At 71.8% G+C, this 16,610-nt stretch carries 19 protein-coding genes; 8 read left to right on the top strand and 11 right to left on the bottom strand.

The window, feature by feature from the left end; genetic code table 11:
• Positions 1-220: 220 nt before the first annotated feature.
• From J8N05_RS22440 to J8N05_RS22430, 3 genes are all read right to left on the bottom strand, one after another.
• Positions 221-865, bottom strand: a complete 645-nt coding sequence (locus tag J8N05_RS22440) for a DUF305 domain-containing protein (protein ID WP_210885260.1) — start codon at positions 863-865, stop codon at positions 221-223.
• A 164-nt stretch (positions 866-1,029) separates the two neighbouring features.
• Positions 1,030-1,428 carry a DUF6153 family protein gene (locus tag J8N05_RS22435; RefSeq protein WP_210885259.1) on the bottom strand — a complete coding sequence of 133 codons (399 nt, stop codon included), beginning with the start codon at positions 1,426-1,428 and terminating at the stop codon, positions 1,030-1,032.
• 53 nt (positions 1,429-1,481) lie between these two features.
• Entirely contained in the window at positions 1,482-2,051 is a 570-nt protein-coding gene (locus J8N05_RS22430) for a TetR/AcrR family transcriptional regulator (protein WP_210885256.1), read from the bottom strand.
• Between the two features lie 134 nt (positions 2,052-2,185).
• On the opposite strand from J8N05_RS22430, the gene J8N05_RS22425 reads away from it, so the two are divergent.
• Both J8N05_RS22425 and J8N05_RS22420 read left to right on the top strand, forming a co-directional pair.
• Complete coding sequence (locus J8N05_RS22425) at positions 2,186-2,920, top strand: SDR family NAD(P)-dependent oxidoreductase (protein ID WP_210885253.1); 735 nt, start codon at positions 2,186-2,188, stop codon at positions 2,918-2,920.
• Between the two features lie 57 nt (positions 2,921-2,977).
• Positions 2,978-3,595, top strand: coding sequence for an NADPH-dependent F420 reductase (locus tag J8N05_RS22420; RefSeq protein ID WP_210885251.1), 618 nt, complete (start codon positions 2,978-2,980; stop codon positions 3,593-3,595).
• Positions 3,596-3,658: 63 nt separating this feature from the next.
• Here J8N05_RS22420 and J8N05_RS22415 read toward each other — a convergent pair whose 3' ends face one another.
• From J8N05_RS22415 to J8N05_RS22405, 3 genes are read right to left on the bottom strand one after another with little or no spacing between them, the layout of a single operon-like run.
• Positions 3,659-4,447 (bottom strand): thioesterase family protein, encoded by a 789-nt coding sequence (locus J8N05_RS22415; protein WP_210885249.1) that lies wholly within the window; start codon positions 4,445-4,447, stop codon positions 3,659-3,661.
• 59 nt (positions 4,448-4,506) lie between these two features.
• A complete protein-coding gene (locus J8N05_RS22410) occupies positions 4,507-4,833 on the bottom strand; it encodes a branched-chain amino acid transporter permease (RefSeq protein ID WP_210885247.1) in 327 nt (108 codons plus the stop codon).
• A complete protein-coding gene (locus J8N05_RS22405; protein ID WP_210885245.1) occupies positions 4,826-5,578 on the bottom strand; it encodes an AzlC family ABC transporter permease in 753 nt (250 codons plus the stop codon). The genes J8N05_RS22410 and J8N05_RS22405 overlap by 8 nt, the downstream gene beginning before the upstream one ends.
• Positions 5,579-5,652: 74 nt before the next feature.
• Here J8N05_RS22405 and J8N05_RS22400 point away from each other — a divergent pair, with 74 nt between their 5' ends.
• From J8N05_RS22400 to J8N05_RS22380, 5 genes are all read left to right on the top strand, one after another.
• On the top strand, positions 5,653-6,099 hold the full coding sequence (locus J8N05_RS22400; RefSeq protein ID WP_210890307.1) for an Lrp/AsnC family transcriptional regulator: 447 nt from the start codon (positions 5,653-5,655) through the stop codon (positions 6,097-6,099).
• Between the two features lie 152 nt (positions 6,100-6,251).
• Positions 6,252-6,962 carry an SDR family NAD(P)-dependent oxidoreductase gene (locus tag J8N05_RS22395; RefSeq protein ID WP_210885244.1) on the top strand — a complete coding sequence of 237 codons (711 nt, stop codon included), beginning with the start codon at positions 6,252-6,254 and terminating at the stop codon, positions 6,960-6,962.
• 26 nt (positions 6,963-6,988) lie between these two features.
• Complete coding sequence (locus tag J8N05_RS22390) at positions 6,989-8,182, top strand: lycopene cyclase family protein (RefSeq protein ID WP_210890306.1); 1,194 nt, start codon at positions 6,989-6,991, stop codon at positions 8,180-8,182.
• The gene (locus J8N05_RS22385; protein WP_210885243.1) at positions 8,179-8,910 is read left to right on the top strand and encodes a class I SAM-dependent methyltransferase; all 732 of its coding nucleotides are present in this window, start codon (positions 8,179-8,181) and stop codon (positions 8,908-8,910) included. Before J8N05_RS22390 ends, J8N05_RS22385 begins: the two co-directional genes overlap by 4 nt.
• A 53-nt stretch (positions 8,911-8,963) precedes the next feature.
• Positions 8,964-10,460, top strand: coding sequence for an FAD-dependent oxidoreductase (locus J8N05_RS22380; protein ID WP_210890305.1), 1,497 nt, complete (start codon positions 8,964-8,966; stop codon positions 10,458-10,460).
• Positions 10,461-10,572: 112 nt separating this feature from the next.
• Here the strand turns inward: J8N05_RS22380 and J8N05_RS22375 are convergent, their stop codons facing one another.
• From J8N05_RS22375 to J8N05_RS22355, 5 genes are all read right to left on the bottom strand, one after another.
• Positions 10,573-11,580, bottom strand: coding sequence for a DUF5914 domain-containing protein (locus tag J8N05_RS22375; RefSeq protein ID WP_210885242.1), 1,008 nt, complete (start codon positions 11,578-11,580; stop codon positions 10,573-10,575).
• A complete protein-coding gene (locus J8N05_RS22370; RefSeq protein ID WP_210885241.1) occupies positions 11,577-12,626 on the bottom strand; it encodes a phytoene/squalene synthase family protein in 1,050 nt (349 codons plus the stop codon). The genes J8N05_RS22375 and J8N05_RS22370 overlap by 4 nt, the downstream gene beginning before the upstream one ends.
• Entirely contained in the window at positions 12,613-14,220 is a 1,608-nt protein-coding gene (gene crtI, locus J8N05_RS22365) for a phytoene desaturase family protein (RefSeq protein WP_210885240.1), read from the bottom strand. Before crtI ends, J8N05_RS22370 begins: the two co-directional genes overlap by 14 nt.
• Positions 14,217-15,368 (bottom strand): polyprenyl synthetase family protein, encoded by a 1,152-nt coding sequence (locus tag J8N05_RS22360; RefSeq protein ID WP_210885239.1) that lies wholly within the window; start codon positions 15,366-15,368, stop codon positions 14,217-14,219. Before J8N05_RS22360 ends, crtI begins: the two co-directional genes overlap by 4 nt.
• Positions 15,369-15,694: 326 nt before the next feature.
• Positions 15,695-16,063, bottom strand: a complete 369-nt coding sequence (locus J8N05_RS22355; protein WP_210885237.1) for a VOC family protein — start codon at positions 16,061-16,063, stop codon at positions 15,695-15,697.
• A 62-nt stretch (positions 16,064-16,125) separates the two neighbouring features.
• Between J8N05_RS22355 and J8N05_RS22350 the strand changes: the two genes are divergently transcribed.
• Positions 16,126-16,596: a MarR family winged helix-turn-helix transcriptional regulator gene (locus tag J8N05_RS22350; RefSeq protein ID WP_210885235.1), complete on the top strand. Its 471-nt coding sequence runs from the start codon at positions 16,126-16,128 to the stop codon at positions 16,594-16,596.
• The last annotated feature ends 14 nt before the right edge of the window (positions 16,597-16,610 follow it).

Below are 16,610 nucleotides of genomic sequence, written 5' to 3'. Positions count from 1 at the left end.
CCCCCGGGTTGCCGCACGCTGCGTTGGCGCGAAGTTAGCAGCGGCGAAAGGGGGTGGGAGCGACTTGTTGGGACGCCTGTCCGACGGGTCGTGGTGCGGGAGCGCGCAGGGGGCGCTCCGCTTGGCAACCGCCCCGCGGGGCAGGGCCCGAGGGGGCGGCGGGGCCCGAGGGTTCGGGGCGGGCCCTCGAAAGTGCCCGCCCCGCCCCCTGTCCGCTGGGTCAGTTCTTGCCGAGGAGCGTGTTCATCTGATCGATCTCCGTGCTCTGCGCGGTGACGATCCGACCGGCCAGCTTCACGGCGGCAGCGGACGCGCCGTCGGCCTGCTCGGTCTTCGCCATGGCCACCGCACCCTCGTGATGCTTGATCATCATCTTCAGGAAGGCGGTGTCGAAGGCCGTACCCGAAGCGTTTTCGAGTTCGGTCATCTCCTCGGCCGTCATCATCGCGCCCGTGTCGTGCAGGGAGTGGTCCATGCCGCCCTCGGCGGGCACGTCCTCGCCCCAGGACGTGAGCCATCCGGACAGCGTCTTGATCTCCGGGGCCTGGGCCCTCTTGATGTCGGCGGCGAGCTTCTTCACCTCGGCCGACCGGGCCCGTCCCTCGGCGAGGTCGGCCATCTCCACGGCCTGGCGGTGATGGGGGATCATCCCCTGGGCGAAGGCGACGTCGGCCGCGTTGTGCTTCCCCTGCGCGGTCGTCGGCGATGCCGATGCGGAACTGGAGCCGGCGCCGGCGCCGTGACCGTTGTGCTGGGACGAGTCGGCGCTGTCGCCGTCCCCGCCACAGGCGGCCAGCACGAGCGCCGCGGCACTCGCGACGCCGACGGCGGTCGTACGACGGACAAGTGAACGCTTGCAGATCATGTGTGGTGCAACTCCTTGACGCGCGCCGGTAGGACGGCGCGCGATGTCACGGACAGTGAGAGCGAGCGCGAGGACGGCATCGGCCACAAGCCAAAGGCCGCAGGCCAAAAGCCGCAGGCCATCGGCCCGAGAACGGGCCGGGCGTGCCGATGCCGTGCGGGGCTCTATATCCGGAGAAGTTGCAGTTCGGACAGGTCGGGCGGGGCCCGGCCCTCGTGCGACCAGCCGGTGACCGCCGCCACGGGGGACTCCGCGGCGGGTACGTCAAGGATCGCGTCGGCGAGCGCAGGAGGGGTGTACGCCGCACTCGTACCGGCGGCCGCGCATGTACCGTCCGCGTGGGCGAGGTGCCCCGAGCCGCCGTCGGTGTGCGAGCAACCGGCGTCCGCGTGCGGCACGTTGTCCGCCGCCATCGCCGTCGCCATCTCGTGCCCGGCACCCGCTGCCGGAACCCCACCGGGGGCCAGCGCGTGCATCCCCAGCACACCGGCCAGCACCGCCAGAACCAGCAGCACGAACAACCGCCCGGCGGGGCGGTGGGCTGCTCGGACGGGTGCGGTCACGGGCCCATCGTAGGGGCAACGCCGGTTGGAGGTCGGCTGCCGGGCCGCCAGGACTACGCCGTGGGGAGAGCGGCGTCGACGAGGACGGCCGCGACGGCGGCGGCCGTGGCGAACGCGTCGGTGTTGAGGACGCGGCTGCGGGCCGAGGCACCGTCCAGGAGCAGCGCCAGTTGCTCGCCGAGTTGGTCGGGGTCGGTGGCGCCGGCCTCGCGGGCGGTATCGGCGAGCCGGGCGGCGAAGCCCTTCTTGTAGTCGCGGGCGTAGACGCGTGCCGGGTGCTCCGGGTCGGGGATCTCGACGGCCGCCGCGATGTACGGGCACAGGGGTGCGTGCACGTCGAACACGGCGAGGAGTCGCTCACGAGGAGTGAGGTCGGTGCGGTCGAACACCTCGGGCAGGATGTCGGGATCGAAACGGCGCAGGCATTCGGCGATCAGGTCGTCCTTGCCGGTGAAGTGCTGGTAGAGCGTGCGCTTGGACACCTCGGCCACCGCGCAGAGCTGGTCCATGCCGGTGCCCCCGATGCCCTGATCGCGGAACAGCTGTTGGGACGCACTGAGGATGCGCTCTCGTGCCCCCCTGCCGCGGCGCAGGCCTCGCGGCCCCTTCTCCAGCTCTGTCATACGCCCAGCCTAACCCACGTGGGTACCGATCGGTGTGCATAGCTTGCGCCGCTCACGGCTGTTCGCTACGGTCATCGTTAAGTACTCAGAACGGTGTACTTAATTTCGTTATGGCAGAAGACATGGAGTGCATCGTGGGAAAGCTCGATGGCAAGGTCGCGGTGATCACCGGCGCGACGAGCGGGATGGCCCTGGCGGGTGCGAAGTTGTTCGTCGAGGAAGGAGCTCACGTCTTCATCTCGGGGCGGCGGAAGGACGCGCTGGACGAAGCCGTCAAGGTGATCGGCCGCAACGTGACCGGCGTACAGGGCGATTCGGCCGACCTCGAAGATCTGGACCGGCTGTTCGAGACGGTCAAGCGGGAGAAGGGCGCGGTCGACGTGTTGTGGGCGAGTGCCGGGACGGGCGAGCAGGGCAGGCTCGGCGAGATCACCGAGGAGCAGTTCGATGCCGCCTTCTCACTGAACGCGCGCGGCACGCTGTTCACGGTCCAGAAGGCGCTGCCGCTGATCAACGACGGCGGCTCGATCCTCATGACCGGGTCGAACGCGTCGCTGCGGGGCTACCCCGACTGGAGCGTGTACGCGGCGAGCAAGGCCGTGCTGCCCGCCTACGCACGGGTGTGGGTCTCCGAGTTGAGGGACAGGCGGATCCGGGTGAACGTGCTGACCCCCGGCCAGGTCGCCACGCCGATCCTGCAAGAGGTGATGGACGAACAGCTGAAGGCGCAGTTCGAATCCGTGATCCCGCGGCGGGAGATGGGTCGCCCTGAAGAGATCGCGTCAGCCGCGTTGTTCCTCGCCTCGGACGACTCCAGCTACGTCAACGGCATGGAACTGGTCGCCGACGGCGGCACCACGGTGATCTGAGCGTGGCAAACCCCCTCTCGCGACCAACTGCCCATACCTGACAAGGGAACACGCACCATGACCACCATCAGCATCATCGGCTCGGGCAACATGGCCGCCACCATCGGCACTCGGGCGGCGAAGCACGGCCACACCGTCGAGCTCATGAGCCGCGACACCGCCAAGGCCCAGGCGCTCGCCGACCGGATCGGCCACGGAGCCACCGTCGGCACGTTCGGTGCGAGGCCGGCGGGTGACATCGTCGTCGTGGCCGTCCTGTACACCGGCGCGGTCGAAGTGGTCGCGCACTACGGCGATGCGCTGGCGGGCAAGATCCTCGTCGACATCACCAACCCGTTCAACGCCGACGTGAGCGGACTCGTGACCACCCCGGGCACCTCGGTGTCCCAGCAGCTCGCCACCGCCGCGCCCGAGGACGCACACGTGGTGAAGGCGTTCAATTCGATCCTGCGCGGCGTCCTCGCCGAGGACAAGCCGGTGGACGTGTTCTTCGCCGGCGACAGTGCCGAGGCGAAGGCGCGCGTCGCGGCGTTCCTGGAGAGCTTGGACATGCGGGCCCTCGACGCAGGAGGGCTCGACATGGCTCACGCCCTTGAATGGGCAGGCCTCCTCCTGGTGGGCCTGGCACGCAACGGAGCCGGCTTCGACATAGCCCTGGGCGCCGAGGCCCTCTGACGCACGTGGTCGTGCGTACGTGGTCGCGCCGGCCCTCAGGTGGGCTGAGGTCGGATCGTCCCGTCAGGAGGGCTGGGGCCGGATCGTCAGGATCTGTTGGGCGTGCCCGACAGGACCTGCGGTGTCGTGGAGGACGGTGCTCGTGACGCCCTGTCCCGTGGGGCCGAAGACGACGGTGGTGTCCAGGCCGGTCCAGCGGCCCTCGGGGCGGCGGTGGAGGTGGATGGTCAGGTCCACGTTGGGGAACATCCAGTCGGTGGGCGGCCGGCGTACGGCGATGCCGTTGGCGGTGTCGACGAGCGCGACGTACGAGGCGAGCGGGCTGACCGGCTCGCCGGCGACCAGGTCCAGGTCGGTGGTGAGCCACACGGTCGCGCGGCCCGGCTGCGGGGGTGTGACCGGCCGGACGTCGAGGGAGGAGATGTAGCCGCCCGGCCACACCGAGGTCAGCGGCCAGGAGTCGAGCGCATCCGGCGGTGTGAGCCGGTCGCCCGCGCCGCCCGCGACGGCGGCGGTGTCGCCGGGCGCGAGGAGCCAGGCGCGGGCCTGAACGACGGGGCGGCCGGCGATGTGGACGACGGCCTCGATCAGTTCGATGGTGCGGCCCGGCCGAAGCGTCTCGATCCGGATCTCGCACTCGTCGAGGGCGAGGCGCCCGAGGATGTCGAAGCTGATCCGTGACAGGACGAGGCCGCTGTCCCGGTCGCGGGCGAGGTGGCGGTCGAGGGCGTGGACGACGAGGCCGGCGAGCGGGCTGACATGCATCTCGTCGGCGTCCCACGCCCCGCCCGCGTGCGGGGTGGGCTTGTAGCGGTGGTCGTCGATGCGTTCGAAGTAGCTGCCGGTGTTCAACGGGGCGTGTTCCTCACGGGCGGAGCGGACGGGAGAGTGGTACCCGGGCTGACGGTGTCTCAGGCGAGAACGACGCTCGTCAGCAGGACGTGGACGGCGGTGCCGCCGAGAATGCTGAGCAGGGCATTGCGGCGCCACAGGTGCAGACCGACGGTGACGGCCAGCGCCGCGAGCGGTGCCACGGTACGGGCCTCGGTCACCGAAAGGTCCGGCAGGCAGTAGACGACCAGGATGATCATGACGCCGGCCGGCATGCGCGTACTCAGGTACTGCACCGTACCGCTGGCCCGCAGCGGGGCGAGAGCCGCGAACGGCAGGGCCCGCAGCGCCCAGGTGACGGCGGCGGCGACCAGCACGGCCCCGACGGCGTACGCGGTGTCAGGCACGGTCCGGCCTCCCGGTGGTGGTCATCAGGTGACGGGCCAGGAGCACGGCGGTGAACAGGCCGAACGCGACCAGCAGCATCTGCTCCGGGAAGAGCATGCGGGCCACGAGGGCGCTCACGGCGGCGAGCAGCGGGGTGGGCAGGTCGCCGCGCAGGTCCCGCAGGGCGTCGAGGGCCAGCACGGTGAACAGGGCGGTCAGGGCGAAGTCCAGCCCGGTGACACTCTCGGGGATGAGAGAGCCGAGGAGGGCGCCGGTCAGCGCGCTCCCGGTCCAGTACACATGCAGGTAGCACTGCATCCACAGAACGCGCGGACCGGGCCAGGAGCGTGCACGCTCGGTGGAGGCCAGCGCGTACGCCTCGTCGCACAGCGCGAACGTGCTGTACGCCTTGCCGAGGCGGCCTCGCACCCGGTGCAGGGGGAACGACAGGGCGTAGAAGACGTGCCGGACGTTCACCATGAACGCCGCTACGGCGACCGATGCCAGGGGAGCCGCCGCGACGACCAGGCCGATCAGCAGGAACTCGAACGAGCCGCCGAAGGCGACCGCGGCGGACAGGCCGGCCCACCACCAGTCCAGACCCGACTGGACGACCAGTGCCCCGAAGGCGAGACCGAGCGGTACGAACCCAAGGCCCACGGAGAGCGAGGCATGGAAGGCGGCTCGTGCTTCGGACGGTGTCCGGCCTGTGGGATCGGGGGCAGGCCGCGCTGCAGGGAGGACGTCGGCAGGACGTATTCGCATGCAGACATTTTAGGCAAGTTGACGCCTTATTTGGTTGCGTATCATGGCTGTAAAGTCGTCTTGTGAGCAATGAAGTGGTACTCGATTCCACAGACCGTGAAATTCTGTTTCATCTGAACGAGGACGGTCGTTTGACCAACGTCGAGCTCGCCAAGCGGGTCGGTCTGACCCCGCCGCCGTGCCTGCGCCGCGTCAGGCGTCTGGAGGAGGCCGGTGTCATCACCGGATACCGCGCCCTGGTCGATCCCGCCGCCCTCGGCCGCGGTCTTGAGGTCCTGATCGACGTCGAGATCTACGCCAACGACCGCAAGAGCTTCGAGGACTTCGAAACCACCGTCGCGTCGTACGAGGAGGTCATCGAGTTCCGCCGCATGTACGGCCGGCCCGACTACTTCATCCGTGCCGCCGTCGCCGACCACGCCGCATGCGAGGCGTTCCTCACCGGCAAGCTCAGCGGGCTTCCGGGCGTCCTGCGCTTCACCTCCCACCTCACGATGAAAACGATCAAGTCCGTCGGCTGAAGCTGCTCGGACGTCATCGCGACGCGCCGAATGACAACCTTTGCGGTTGACTTCGATTGATCCTTGTCCGGCGCATCCATGGACCGCCGGCTCACGGAACCACTGGTGTGAGAGGGGGCACGACCTGCCCGCCTCGTGATCGGGAGTGAGACGTGGAGATCAACGGCGCGCGGGTGCTGGTGGCCGGAGCCACCGGAGTCCTCGGCGGCGCGCTCACCGCGGAGCTCGTGGACCGTGGTGCGCGCCCGGCGCTCGCGGGACGGGACCGGGCCCGCCTCGCCCGCGCCGCCGAGGTCTGCAAGGACGCTCCGACCGTCCTGTTCGACGCGTACGCCCCCGAGTCCTGCGCCCGCGCCGTGGTCCGTGCCGCGGACGCCCTGGGCGGACTGGACGCCGTGGTGACGGTCTTCGGGACGGTCGCCTTCGGAGGGGCGACGGCGGTCGGTGACGAGGTTGCCGAGCATGTGATGGCGGTCAACGTCCTCGCCCCCGCGGCCTTCTTCCGCGCCGCGCTCGCCACCATGGAACCCGGTTCCATGATCGTCGCGTTCACCGGTGTGGTCGCGGAGCGCCCGCAGGCAGGAATGGCCGACTACAGCGCTTCGAAGGCCGCGCTGACCGCCTGGCTCGCTGCCGTGCGCCGCGAGGCGCGTACCGCGGGCATCCGGGTCCTGGAGGTCCGGCCCGGCCACCTGGACACCGGCTTCGCCGACCGCGCCGTCGTGGGCACGGCCCCGCCGCTGCCCGCGGGAGGCGATCCGCGCGACGTCGTCAGAGCGGTCGCGGAGGCGATGGCGGCGGACGCCGAGCTGCTGCGCACGGCGCCCGACGGAACACCGGTCGTCGAACGGCGCGCCCGGTGACCCGACGCTCCGGCCTTCCGGACGAGATGTCCGACGTGATCATCGTCGGCGGCGGCGCGTCCGGACTCAGCCTCGCGCAGCACCTGACGGCGACCGATTCCCTGACCGTGACCCTGGTGGAAGCGCCGGACGGTCCGCTGCGGGCGCCCGAGCGGACCTGGTGCTACTGGGACGAGGACGGCGCCGAACTCGACGAAGCGGTCGACGCGTCCTGGTCGCGGCTCCGCATCCACGACGCCGACGGCGGCGCCGTCACCGTCGATCCCGCCCCGCTGCGCTACCGCATGCTCCGTTCCACGGCCTTCGAGCACTGGGCGCACTCCAGGATCGCCCGGTCGCCCGGTGCGCGCATCGTGCGCGCGACGGCGGACACGGTGCGCGACACCGCCGGGGGAGCGGCCGTCAGGTGCACGGCACCCGACGGCCGCACCCTCACACTCCATGCCCGCCATGTGTTCGACTCCCGCCCCCTTACGGCTCTGCCGCCGGCCCGGACGCGACTGCTTCAGCACTTCCGCGGCTGGTTCGTGCGCACGGACACGGACCGGTTCGATCCGGCCGTCGCGGACCTGATGGACTTCCGGGTGCCTCAGCCGGGCCACGGCCTCGCCTTCGGATACGTACTGCCGCTCGCGCCGGACCGTGCGCTCGTCGAGTACACCGAGTTCTCCCGGACCCCGCTGACCCGTGCGGCGTACGAGTCGGCGCTCGGACAGTACGGCCGGGAGATCCTCGAACTCGGTGCGTTCACCGTCGAGAGGGCGGAGCAGGGTGTGATCCCCATGACCGACGCGCGCTTCCCCCGCCGGATCGGCACGGCCGTCTCCCGGATCGGGACCGCCGGTGGCGCCACCCGCCCGGCGACCGGCTATACGTTCGCCGCGGTGCAGCGGCAGAGCCGGGCCGTCGCCGCCGCCCTGCGGGACGGCCGCGCGGTCGCGCCCCGACCGCATGCGCGGCGGGTGCTGGCCATGGACGCGATCCTGCTCCGGGCCCTGGACACCGGGCGGATCGACGGCCCCGGCTTCTTCACCGGCCTGTTCCGCCACGTTCCGCCGGAACGGCTGCTGCGGTTCCTGGACGGGCGCACCTCACCCTGGGAGGAGTGGGGCATCGGCCTGCGCACCCCCGTGGGTCCCATGCTGCGGACCGCCGCCGAACTCCCTTTCCTGCGGCGCCGTACCCACCCAGCCCCACGAATCGAAGAGAGCCGCCGATGACCCTGCTGCGCGACCACGACCTGGCACTCGCCTTCGACCACGCCTCGCACAGCTACGACCGGCTCACGGGCCTCAACCCGGGATACCGCACCGACCTGCTGCGTTCGGCGCGACGGCTTCGGCTGCCCCGGGCCGGCGCCGGTCTCCACGTGCTGGACCTGGGGTGCGGAACGGGTGCCTCCACCCGGGCCCTGCTGCGGGCCGCGCCCCGCGCCCGGATCACGGCCGTCGACGCCTCGTCCGGCATGCTGGCTCGCGCACGGTTCAAACCCTGGCCCGACCGCGTGCGCTTCCAGCACATGACAGCCGAAGCACTGGCCGCCGCGGACGAGGGGCCGTACGACGCGGTGTTCGCCGCCTATCTGCTGCGCAATGTCACGGACGTGGACGACGTCCTCAGGACCGTCCGGAGTCTGCTGCGCCCGGGCGGGCGGCTCGCCGTCCACGAGTACAGCCTCAGCGGTTCCGCCGTCCACCGGGCTGTGTGGACGGCCGTCTGCCGAGGCGTGATCCTCCCTGCGGGGAGTGTCAGCGGGGACCGCGACCTGTACCGCCATCTGTGGCGAAGCGTCCTCGACTTCGACACGGTCCCCGCCTTCGGCGACCGCCTGCGGAGCACCGGATTCTCGGCCGTACGCGCCCTGCCCGTCGCCGGGTGGCAGACCGGCATCGTGCACACCTTCCTGGCCCGCGAGGGCTCGGCGGCCACGGCGGAGTCCGCACGGTGAACGATCCGCGACGTGCCGCCCGGCGAGGCCGGGACCGCAAGGCCGAGGTCGTGATGCCCGCGCCCGGCCTGAAGCGGTTCGCCCCCACGGACACCCCGAGTGTCGCCGTGATCGGTGGGGGGATCGCGGGCCTCGCCGCGGCCACCCTCCTGGCCGAACGAGGCGCTCGCGTGACTCTCTACGAACGGGAGGAGTCCCTCGGCGGCCGGCTCGCCGGCTGGCGCACCCAGCTGGCCGACGGCGGGGAGGCGACCATGAGCCGGGGCTTCCACGCCTTCTTCCGTCAGTACTACAACCTCCGTGGCCTGTTGCGGCGAACGGATCCGGCCCTCGACCGTCTCCGGCCGCTGCCCGACTACCCGCTGCGGCACAGCGGCGGGCTGACCGACAGCTTCGCCCGCGTCCCGCGCACACCACCCTTCAGCGCCCTCGGGTTCGTCGCCCTGAGCCCCACGTTCGGCTGGCGCGACCTCGCCGCGATGGACGCCAGGGCCGCGCTGCCACTCCTCGACGTCCGCGTACCCGAGGTCTACGAGCGCTTCGACTCGGTCAGCGCGACCCACTTCCTCGAAAGCGTCCGCTTCCCCGAAGCCGCGCACCATCTGGCGTTCGAGGTGTTCTCCCGCAGCTTCTTCGCCGACCCCCGTGAACTGTCCGCCGCGGAACTCCTGTTGATGTTCCACATCTACTTCCTCGGCTCGTCCGAGGGCCTGCTCTTCGACGTACCGACCGACCCCTTCCCCCAAGCGCTGTGGGACCCGCTCGGCGCATACCTCCAGCGCCTCGGGACGCAGGTCCGCACCGGCACCCCGGTGCGCGCCGTCCGGCCGCTCGACGGAGGGGGAGTGGACGTCCGGACGGACAACGCCGTGGACCGTCACGAGGCGGTCGTCCTCGCCCTCGACACCGGCGCACTGCGGGGTCTTGTCGCGGCGTCACCCGGCCTGGGCACCGGCGCCTGGCGCGACGACGTCGCGAGCCTGCGCACCGCACCGCGGTTTCTCGTCTCGCGGCTCTGGCTCGACCGCCCGGTCCGCGCCGACCGCCCCGCGTTCCTCGGCACCAGCGGCTACGACGGCCTCGACAACATCAGTGTCCTGGACCGCTACGAGGACGAGGCGGCCCGATGGTCGTCCCGCTGTGCCGGCGCGGTGGTGGAACTGCACGCGTACGCCGTTCCGGAGGACGCGCGGCCCGACGCCGTACAGTCCCGCCTCGTCGACCGCCTGCACCAGATCTACCCGGAGACACGCGAGGCGCGGATCGTGGACGCCCGGCACGAGTGGCGCTCCGACTGCCCGCTCTTCCCGGTCGGCTCCTACGCCAGGCGGCCCACCGTGACCACTGCGCACCCGCAGGTCACGCTGGCCGGTGACGCGATCCGCTGCGACCTGCCCGTGGCCCTCATGGAACGCGCCGCCACCACCGGCTTCCTGGCGGCCAACGCGCTGCTGGCCGGCTGGGGGATCCAGGGCCAGGTGCTGTGGACGGTCCCCCGGGCGGGCCGTTCGCCGGTGCTGCGGGCGCTCGGCGCGGTCGGGAGCCGCTGAGCCGCCGGGAGCCGCTGCGCCGCGCTCCTCGGGAAGGCGTCGAAGACCCCCGAGCCGGAAGCGGTGTCAGCTCAGGACCAGCCCTTGTCCGTCGGGCTGACACCCCCTCCGCTCAGCCCGGAAAGCGTCCCGTGCTGCGCAACGCCCAGCGCCGCTCCGCGTAGGCCAGGTCGTCGCGCCACAACCGGCCGGCCGTCCGGCGCATCAACGGGCGGAGCGCGGGCGCCACAGCGCGTGCCAGGGCGAAACCCCGCCGGTCCGAGGCGGCCACGACCGCTTCGACCACGGCGGTCCGCGGCAGCTCCACGGCCTCGCCGGTCAGCGGCGTGGCGTGGGTTTCGACCACGGACGTGGTCCCCTCGCCCTCGGTGATGCGCATCACCACGGTACGCGGTCCGGGCGCCGTGAACTCGGCCCGCACCGGCACCACCAGACGGTCCGTCAGACGGAAGGAGACATCGACGACGAACGCGTCGTCGGTCTCGCCGAGCGGCGGGCGGGTCACCGTCAGGTCGACGAACGAGTAGGGGTGGAACCACGAACCGTGCCACGGGTCCAGCCGGTTGGCGACCACGTCCTCGGGCTCGCACCGGCCGACGGCCATGTACACGGCGTCCACCCCACTGCCCGTCGCCGGCCGCTCCGGCACCGCGGGCAGCTCGGACGGCTCCTCGCCGCCGACCGAGTCCAGCCGGACCCACACGAGGACACCGTCGTCGTGGGCGGGAAACGGATCCCACCCCGCGAACGGCCCCCCGTCCAGGGCCAGTCCGTGCCAATGACACACCAGCGTGCCGCACACCACCCGGCTGTCGCGCAGAGGTGCGCCGAGGTGCGGGCAGGCGCCCGGGCCGGCCCGCAGTTCGCCCGTCCCCGTGCGCCACAGCACGACTTCGACGCCGCCGACCGTTCTCCCGTAGGGGCGCTCACCGACGCGCACGTCCCGTGAGGCACCCACGACGAACCAGTTCCCGGACGGCCGCGCGGACGCCCGTTTGAGCGCGTCGGAGATGACCGCCGGGCGTGCCTCCTGCCAGGTCGGCGGCTGTGCCGCCCAGTCCGACCGACGGCGCCGCCGCAACGGAGACGTCCAGCCGGTTCGGTTCGCTCGCTCGCTCACCGCACGGGTCCCTTCCGCGGCAGGGCCGTGACGCCCGCCGTCGATGTCCGACGCGAGGCGCGAGCACTCCAACGCGCCCTGCTGATGCCGACGATTCCCGCCGCGGCCGTCGCCGCACGGCGCCCGCGCGAGACGACCGCGCGGCGGTGCAGCACGCTGTAGTCCTGCTCCGCGATCGCGTCGAGGATGCCGCCGTAGAGAGTGAACGCGGTACGGATGCAGGGCCGCGTCCGCGGATCCAGCATGGCGATGCCCGGTTCCGCCGCCCGGTAGACCTTCCTGGTCATGTCCTCCGCGGCGACGAGCGCCCCACGGATCCTCGCGTCGGCACGCCCCGTGCGGCGGCTCCACTCCAGCAGCGAACGGTCCACGCCGTGCGCCGCGAGCAGGTCCGCGGGCAGATACACGCGGCCCCGGTCCAGGTCCTCGCCCACGTCGCGCAGGAAGTTGGTGAGCTGGAAGGCCACGCCCAGGTCGGCGGCGTGCGGCGCGGCTTCCTCGCGCGAGGTGACCGTGCCCAGCACAGGCAGCATCTGCAGTCCGATCACCGCGGCCGAGCCGTGCATGTAGGCGCGCAGGTCGGCGTAGGTCGGATAGTCGGTGATGTGCAGGTCGCTGCGCATCGAGGCCAGGAAGTCGGCGAACAGCGTGTGCTCGATGTCGTACCGGCTCGCGGTGTCGGCCACGGCCCGGACCACCGGCTGGTCACCTGAGGCGTTCTGCGTCCCGGCTCCGTCACGTGTCCCGGCTCCAGTATCCGTCCCGGCTCCGGTACGCAGTCCGTGCGCGAGGTCGCTCTCCAGGCGCCGCAGCAGCCGGTCGCGTTCGTCGGGAGTCCGGTGCCGGTCGAGGTCGTCCACGATGTCGTCCGCCCAGCGGGCGAACCCGTACAGCGCGTGGACCGCGGAGCGGCGCTCCACCGGAAGGAGGCGGGTGGCCAGGAAGTAGGTCCGGCCGTGACGGGCGTTGAGTCGCCTGCAGTGGGTGTAGGCCACGCGCAGGGCGGGATCGGTGATGTCTGCGGCGTCCAGCTCACGACGGGTCATGAGCGCCTTCCTCGGTGGGGACCGCGGCGGTGCGTGCCGCGCGCGGTACGGGACGGATGCGCGGGCCACTGCCTCGGACGCCGCCAGTGACGCCGCCTGTGCCGCGGCCTGTGACACCGCCCGTGACGCGTGCGGCGGCGAGCTTTCCGCTGATGAGCACCGTCGGCACACCGACGCCGGGTGTGGTGCCGCAGCCGGCCAGCACGACGTTCTCCAGGCCGCGCACCAGGTTGCGCGGGCGGAACGGTCCTGTCTGGGCGAAGGTGTGGGACACCGAGAACGGGCTGCCCGCCGCATGTCCCTGCGCCGCCCAGTCCAGCGGCGTCACCAGCAGTTCCTCCTGCACGCTGTCCGCGAACCCGTGCAGGCCCCGGCGTTCCAGTTCGGCGACCAGGCTGTCGCGGTAGCGGGGGCCGAGGTCCCGCCAGGCCTCGGCGGAGGGGCCGAGGTCGGTGTTCGGGCACGGGGCCAGCACATAGTGCAGGTGCTTTCCCGGCGGGGCGAGGGAGGAGTCGTGCGCCGTCGGCCGGGTGATGAGCAGGGACGGGTCGCTCATCAGCGTCCCCGACCGGGTCAGCTCTTCGAAGGTGCCCTCCCAGGCCGCGCCGAACGAGAGGGTGTGATGGGCGAGACCGGGCCACGTACGGTCGGTCCCCGCGTGCAGCACGACGGCCGACGGCGAGTGCCGCAGCCTCACCGGGCGGCGGGGTGTCCGTCCGGTGAGCCCGTGCGCCGTGGACAGCTCGCAGGTCAGCACCACCGCGTCGCAGGGGATCCGGTCGCCCGAGGCGACGTGCACGGCACGCACCCTACCCCCGCTCCGTTCGAGCGAGGTCACCTCGGTCGACCAGCGGAAATCGGCGCCCGCGCCGGCCGCCGCGTTCGCCATGCCGCGGGGCAGCGCGTGGATGCCGTTCTTCGGGAACCAGACGCCCGCCACCGTGTCCATGTAGGCGATCACGGCGTACGCCGCCAGGGCCCTCGCCGGGGCGACTCCGGCGTACAGGGCCTGGAAGGAGAAGATCCGGCGCAGCCGCGGGTCGGAGAGGAAGCGGCCGATACGGCGGTCCAGGCGTCCGAAACCGCCGAGCGCCGCCAGCCGGGCCAGGTCCGGGTGGAGGAGCTGGAAGGGGGAGTCGAAGTTGGTGTCGATGAAGCGCCGCATCTGCGCCCGGTACAGCCGCTCCAGCCAGTCCCGCAGTTCGCGGTAGCCCGCCGCCTCGGCCGGTCCCGCGAACCGCCGCACCTCCGCCTCCATGGCCTCGCCGTCCGTGTGCACGTCGAGTGACGTCCCGTCGGCGAAGGACGCCCGGTAGGCCGGGTGAAGGGCCGTCAGCTCGACGTGCCGGGCGAGGCTGTCCCCGACGGCGGCGAACGCTTCGTCGGCCAGGTGCGGCATGGTCAGCACCGTGGGACCGGTGTCCACCTCGAAACCGCCCATGCGCACGTGACCGGCTCGGCCGCCCGGGCCGGCGTTCCGTTCGACGACGGTCACCCGGCGGCCGGAGCCCAGCAGGTGCAGCGCGCAGGCGAGGCCGGACAGTCCGGCGCCCACCACGACGACATGATCCGTCCGTCCCGGTAGGGTCCTCACGCCGCCTCCCCGGCCGGCCCCAGGGCGACGCCCGAGGCGCGCTCGACCAACGTGGTGAACTCCCGCCGTACGACGGGGTCGGCGGTGGCCCCCGCGAAGTGCCGCACGCTCGTCGCCGCCAGCTCCGAGATTTTGGACTCCACGACGTCCCTGGCGCCGGTCCGCTCCAGCGCCGCTCGCATCCGGTTCACCGCGTCGTCCGTCCGGAGGTCGGCGCCGTCGGTCACCGGGCTGAGGGCGTCGGCCGCCTCCTCGTCACCGGCGACGTCGGCGAGCCACAGGCCGACCGCGAGCAGATAGGTGAGTTTGCGGGTCCGCAGATCGTCGTCGGCCGGTTTGCCGGTCGTGCTCGGGTCGCCGTAGGTGCCGAGGAGGTCGTCCCGCAGTTGGAAAGCCAGCCCGGCACAGCGCCCGGCCGAGCGCAGCGCGCTCAGGGTGTGGTCGTCGCCGCCGGTCAGGGCCGAGCCCAGCGCGAGGGGCCGCTCGACCGTGTACAGGGCGCTCTTGAGTGTCGCGATGCCCACGGCCTCGTCGACCCCGGACGATCCGGCGGCCTGCGCGTGGATGTCGCGGTACTGACCGGCGACCATCTCCGTGCGCATCGCCTGCCACTCCTGGAACAGCCGCGTGCCGTGCGGCGAACCGAGTGCCGTCTCGGTCAGCAGGTCGTCCGCCCAGACCAGGGCCAGGTCGCCGGCGAGCATCGCGACGGAGGTCGAGAACTCTTCCGGAGAGCCGGTCATCCGGGCGGCCCGGTGCATGTGGGCCAGGTCCACATGGACAGCCGGTGCGCCGCGGCGAAGCGGTGATCCGTCCATGACGTCGTCGTGTATGAGCGCGCACGCCTGTACGAGTTCGAGCGCGGCCGCGGTCCGCAGCAGCGCGGTGGGGTCGCCCGATCCGCCCGCGGCCCGCCAGCCGCACCATGCGAACGCCGAGCGCAGCCGCTTGCCGCCCCGTCGGACGAACGCGGTGACCCGGCCGGCGACATCCTGTGCGAACACCTCGTCCACGTCGAAGGCCCTGCGCAAGGTGGTGTCGAGTACATGCCCGAGCTCGGCCTCGACGGCGCGTACGGCCTCCGGGGCCGTGAGCGGACAGTCGACGGGCGCGACCGCTTCGGCCGCGGTGGGCCGGAGTCCCAGCATGCACAACTCCCCTTCACTCTCGGTCACCTGCACACCAGTGCTTCTCTCGCGGGCCTGGTAACGGATGCGCTGATTCCTGCCCGTTACGGGGCCTGTCGCGGGGTGGAGTCACTCCACTGGCGCATCACCCTGCGTTCTGATGGCGGTGCGCCCTACCGGAGGCGCGGCACGCATCGCGTCTGAGTCAGGGGTGCCAGGCGTGAGAGAGGGGGGAGTTGCTGTGCGGGCCGAGCGGCACGGGGGCCTGCGGGCCCTGGCCCCGCCGGACGCGGGGAAGGTCGCCGGGCCGTGGCGGGCGGCCCAGCTGTCCGTCGGCGTCGGGGGTGTCAGGCGCGGTCGTGGAGGGTGACCTGGTAGCCGTCGGGGTCGGCGAAGGTGAATGTCCGGCCGAAGGGGCCGTCGATCGGTGCGGAGACGATGGTGTGACCGTCGGCGGCGAGAGCGTCGTGGACGGCCTGCACGTCGGTGGCGTGAAGCCAGATCGCGACCCCGATGCCGGGCTGGGCGACGGAAGCGAGATCCGTGCCGGGAACGATGTCGCGTAGTGCGAACGCGATCGGCTTCGTCTCGAAGACGACGGCGTGCGGGGGTCCGGCCTGCGAGCGGACGAGGCCGAGGTACCGCTCGTAGAACGCCTGCGACGCGTCGAGGTCGCGCGTCTGGAGCGAGATGAAGTCGGGGCCGGTGGCGGGCATGATGAAGCTCCTTCGTTCGTGTCAGCTTTCTGACACGAGCCACTGTATGTCAGAATCCTGACATGAATCAAGACGGTGTCGACCTGGAGACGTCTCTGGGCTACCTGCTGAAAGAGGCGTCGAGCGTCCTGCGCGTGGCGATGGAGGAGGTGCTGCGACCGCTCGGGATGAGCGTGACGCACTACTCCTGCCTTGAACTGCTGGCGCAACGACCGGGCCTGTCGAACTCCGAACTCGCGCGCGGCGCGTTCGTGACACGGCAGTCGATGAACGTACTGCTCCAGAATCTGGAACGAGAGGGGTACGTGACCCGGCCCGCGGAGGCGCCCGTCGGGAAGGTTCTCCCCGCGCGGCTCACGCCTCGCGGCCGACGGAGCCTTGAGGAGGCGACCGTGGCGGTCCGGTCCGTCGAGGTCAGAATGCTGTCCGGCATGACCGAGGCCGAGCGGTCGGGCGCGTTCCGGAGCCTGCAGAGCATGATCCGGTCCCTGCGCGAGGGTGGCGGCGGCAGTGGCGGCGGTGCCGGTGCATAGCTCTTGAGCCCACC

It is taken from the genome of Streptomyces liliiviolaceus (genome assembly GCF_018070025.1).
Lineage (GTDB): Bacteria > Actinomycetota > Actinomycetes > Streptomycetales > Streptomycetaceae > Streptomyces > Streptomyces liliiviolaceus.
Note: the sequence above shows the minus strand (reverse complement) of the source record. Positions and strands in the feature narration are given on the sequence as shown.